The sequence below is a fragment of the Catenulispora pinisilvae genome (genome assembly GCF_015356865.1).
In the GTDB taxonomy this organism is placed as follows: Bacteria; Actinomycetota; Actinomycetes; order Streptomycetales; family Catenulisporaceae; genus Catenulispora; species Catenulispora pinisilvae.
This window is the reverse complement of the sequence record NZ_JAAFZA010000448.1, coordinates 1-3518: the sequence shown is the minus strand read 5'-3', so window position 1 is coordinate 3518 and position 3518 is coordinate 1. Positions and strand designations below refer to the sequence as shown.

The window sequence follows — 3518 nt, the reverse complement described above, 5'->3', positions numbered from 1 at the left end:
GTGAGCCGTAGGTGAGCCGTAGGTGAGCCGTAGGTGAGCCGTAGGTGAGCCGTAGGTGAGCCGTAGGTGAGCCGTAGGTGAGCCGTAGGTGAGCCGTAGGTGAGCCGTAGGTGAGCCGTAGGTGAGCCGTAGGTGAGCGGCGCTAGATCCACTTCAACGCTTGCGCAATCGCTTGACTAATCGGCCGAGTCAGGCGTCTACTTGAGCACTACGGTTGCGCGCCGCGACGCGCCGGGCCACGGGAGGTGAGCGACATGGGTTCGGGTCATAGTCACAGTCCCCGTTGTCACATTCGCAGTCCCCGTTCCCCGTTCCCGCGCCCCGAAGTGGACTCACCTTCCGCGTAACGGCCCTGGTCTTCTCAGGCCGGCGGAGCCCCGTCGGCTTCCGGGCTTCCTTTGCCGTGCCCCCGGGCACGTCCGGAGGTGTTCGCCCATGACCGTGACTCTGACCATCTCGGGTCTGCCGAAGGCCTCGGTGCCCGGTATCGACCTGGCACGCATCAACCTGGCACGCATCGACCTGGCCGGCGTGGCCCGCGCGCTGCGCCCGCTGCTCACCCCGGCCTTGGTCGGGGCCGCCGAACTGGCCGGCCTCGGGCCGATCGTCCCCATCCTGCTGACCATCGCGGCGACTGAGCCGTAGAGCAGCTAGCCAGACGCGGCGGCGCGCGGCGGCGTCTGGCCGACGTCATCCTCAGCGTTCCCAGATCTCAAAACGGCGGGCGTCCCGCGCGGCGAACAGGATCAGCACGCCGAGCAGTACGTGCAGACCGCCCAGCGCCGCGCCGGCGCGCCAGGACCGCCTCAGCACCGCTGCTCCAGGCGAGTGCCGCGGCGCGGGGTGATGGAGAGCAGATCGCTCGGCGCGTCCAGTTCCAGCCGGTGCCAGCGGCCGCGCGGGACGACGACCGCCGAGCCCGCGGGCAGGAGTGTCATCTCCTCCGCGCCGTCACCGTCACCATCGTTGTCGCTGTCACCATCGCTGTCAGCGTCGTCTTCGGCGGGGCGGAGGTACATGCGCATGCCGCCGGACAGGCAACACACCGCCTCGTCCGCCTCGGGGTGCATCTCCCAGTGGTCGGCGTGCACGTCGGCGTCGGTCTCGGCGTGGAAGGCGGCGGCCTGCCAGCCGCCGTCGTAGGCGGTCGTGAAGCTGCGTTCGCCGAGGCGGATGCTGCCGTCCGGGTTGAAGGACAGCAGCGTGGCGAAGAGGTCGTGCGCGAGGGCTTGATTTTTGTACATGTATAAAAAGTAGCGCCTCCGGCCCTCGGCTGTCGACGCCCCGGGAGATGATGAGGGCATGCCGACACCGTCCACACCCCGCAAGAGCCCCGGCCGGCCGCCCCGGATCAGTCGCGAGGAGGTCATCGAGGCCGGTCGGCGCATCGTGGCCGAGCAGGGCGCGGACCGGCTGACCATGCGGCGGCTGGCCGCGGAGGTCGGCAGCACCCCGATGGCGCTCTACCACCACGTCCGCGACAAGGAGGAGCTGCTGCTCCTACTGCTCGACGAATACGCCGAACGCACGATGCGCCGCCCCGAACCGTCGGGCACGCCGCGCGAGCAGACCATCGCCGCCGCCGCCGCGATCCACGACGCCCTGCGGGACTGTCCCTGGGCCGCCGAACTGCTCACCGCCGACGACCTGATGTCGCCCACCGCGCTGTGGTTCGTCGAGCAGATCGTGGACGGCCTGATCCGCAGCGGCCTGACCCCCGAACAGGCGGTCCGCGGCTACCGCGCGATCTGGTACTACACCCTCGGCCAGATCACCATCACCGCCGCCGCGGCCAACCGCCGCACCCGCGACCCCCGGCCCACCCGCCGCGCCCAGATCTTCACCGCCCTGGATCCCGCCGAACTCCCCCGGCTGGCCCGGCTCGCCGACCGCTGGGCCGCGATCACCGCCGAAGACACCTACCTGGACGGACTCAGGGCCCTGGTGGACGGCCTGATCACGGACCAGGGCGGGAACGCTGACCGTAGCTTAGGTTAGCCTTACCTTAATTCATGCCGGACTCGACCGGCGCTGACGGAGGGACTAGCCCATGACCGAAACGGCGACCGGCGGATTCGCCGCCCTGCTTCGCACCGCCAGCGCGGCCGAGCACGAGAAGGCGGAGGCGTCGCCGTTCGTGGGCGACCTGCTGGGCGGACGGCTCGGCGTCGAGGCGTATTCGGGCCTGGCCGGACAGCTCTGGTTTGTGTACCGGGAACTGGAGCGCGCCGCGGGGGATCTGGCCGGGCATCCCGTCGTCGGGGCCTTCGTCGACCCCGCGCTGTTCCGTACCGCCGCGCTGGAACAGGATCTGCGGCATCTGCACGGCCCGGCGTGGCGGGAGCGGTTGGTGCCGCTCGCGGCGACCGAGGCGTACGTGGCCCGCGTGCGCGGCGTGGCCCGCGACTGGCCGGCCGGCTACGTGGCCCACCACTACACCCGCTACCTCGGCGATCTTTCGGGCGGGCAGGTCATCCGCGACGCCGCCGAGAAGTCGTGGGGCTTCCAGCGCAAGGGCGACGGAGTCCGGTTCTACGTCTTCGACGAGATCGGCAACGTCGCCGCCTACAAGCGCGCCTACCGGGCCAAGCTCGACGCGATGGCCGCCGACGAGGTGGAACAGCGCCGGATCGCGCAGGAGTGCAAGCGTGCCTTCCGGCTCAACTCGGCGCTGTTCCAGGACCTCGGCCGGTGCTTCCCGCCGGCGGCCTGAGCAGGTCCGGGTCAGCCGTCCTGCCGGGCGCGGCGGCGCAGGACGACGGCGCCGCCGCCGGCCGCGACGACGATCACGGCGGCGATGCCGAGCCCGATCGGCAGGGCCGAGGATCCGGAGGAGTCGTGGGTGGCTACGGATGCCTCAGTCTTCGAACTCGGCGCGCCCGAATTCGAAGCCGAAGCCGAACCGGAGCCCGAGCCCGAGCCCGACGAGGCCGCAGCCCCCTGAGAGGACGGCGAACCCGAACCCGAAGCCGGTCCCGAACCCGAAGCCGGGCCCTGAGCCAGTGCGACCCTGACCGGGTCCATCGCCGACCCGGCCGGATAGAACCCGCCGAACGCCTTGGCCCCCTGGGCGGTCAGCGTGGCCGCGATCGGGTTGCCGCCGAAGGAGTCCATCGCGACCGGGAACGTCAGCAGCGGGACCGCCTCGGCCTGGAAGGTCGTGCCGTCCGTCTGCTTGGCGGTGGTGTCGGCGCTCAGCGTGCCGGTCGTCCCGCTGGTGCTGACGGCCAGGTCGGCGAGCTTGAGGTCCAGCTGCCCGTTGTGCGCGGTGATGTGCAGGCTGCCGCCGAAGGCGGAGGTGACGGCGTGGGTCGCGGTGTCGTAGCCCGCGGTGCCGAGCGGGAAGTGGAAGGTGCCGTCGCTGTTCGCGGTGGCGCCGTCGGCGGGGGTGATCACGCCGCCGGTCCCGGGGCTGGCGAGGTAGTCGCGGAAGCTCGCCTTGATGCCCCAGTCCAGCGATCCGGACCCGAACGGGACGGTGGCCGCCGCGGCGGCGCCGGCACCGAGCGGTGCGGCGC

Annotated in this window: 5 protein-coding genes; 3 read left to right on the top strand and 2 right to left on the bottom strand. The window is 71.4% G+C overall.

Annotated features, from left to right (window positions below; all coding sequences use genetic code 11):
- Positions 1 to 435 precede the first annotated feature (435 nt).
- A complete protein-coding gene (locus IZR01_RS48670) occupies positions 436 to 645 on the top strand; it encodes a hypothetical protein (RefSeq protein ID WP_194900075.1) in 210 nt (69 codons plus the stop codon).
- Positions 646 to 806: 161 nt separating this feature from the next.
- Here the strand turns inward: IZR01_RS48670 and IZR01_RS48665 are convergent, their stop codons facing one another.
- Entirely contained in the window at positions 807 to 1244 is a 438-nt protein-coding gene (locus tag IZR01_RS48665) for a cupin domain-containing protein (RefSeq protein ID WP_194900076.1), read from the bottom strand.
- Positions 1245 to 1302: 58 nt separating this feature from the next.
- Between IZR01_RS48665 and IZR01_RS48660 the strand changes: the two genes are divergently transcribed.
- Together IZR01_RS48660 and IZR01_RS48655 are read left to right on the top strand one after the other, a co-directional pair.
- Positions 1303 to 1998, top strand: coding sequence for a TetR/AcrR family transcriptional regulator (locus IZR01_RS48660; protein WP_194927833.1), 696 nt, complete (start codon positions 1303 to 1305; stop codon positions 1996 to 1998).
- Between the two features lie 52 nt (positions 1999 to 2050).
- Positions 2051 to 2713, top strand: coding sequence for a biliverdin-producing heme oxygenase (locus IZR01_RS48655; protein ID WP_194900081.1), 663 nt, complete (start codon positions 2051 to 2053; stop codon positions 2711 to 2713).
- An 11-nt stretch (positions 2714 to 2724) separates the two neighbouring features.
- Here IZR01_RS48655 and IZR01_RS48650 read toward each other — a convergent pair.
- Positions 2725 to 3518: HtaA domain-containing protein (locus IZR01_RS48650; RefSeq protein WP_194927832.1), on the bottom strand; the 794-nt coding region annotated here is incomplete at its 5' end.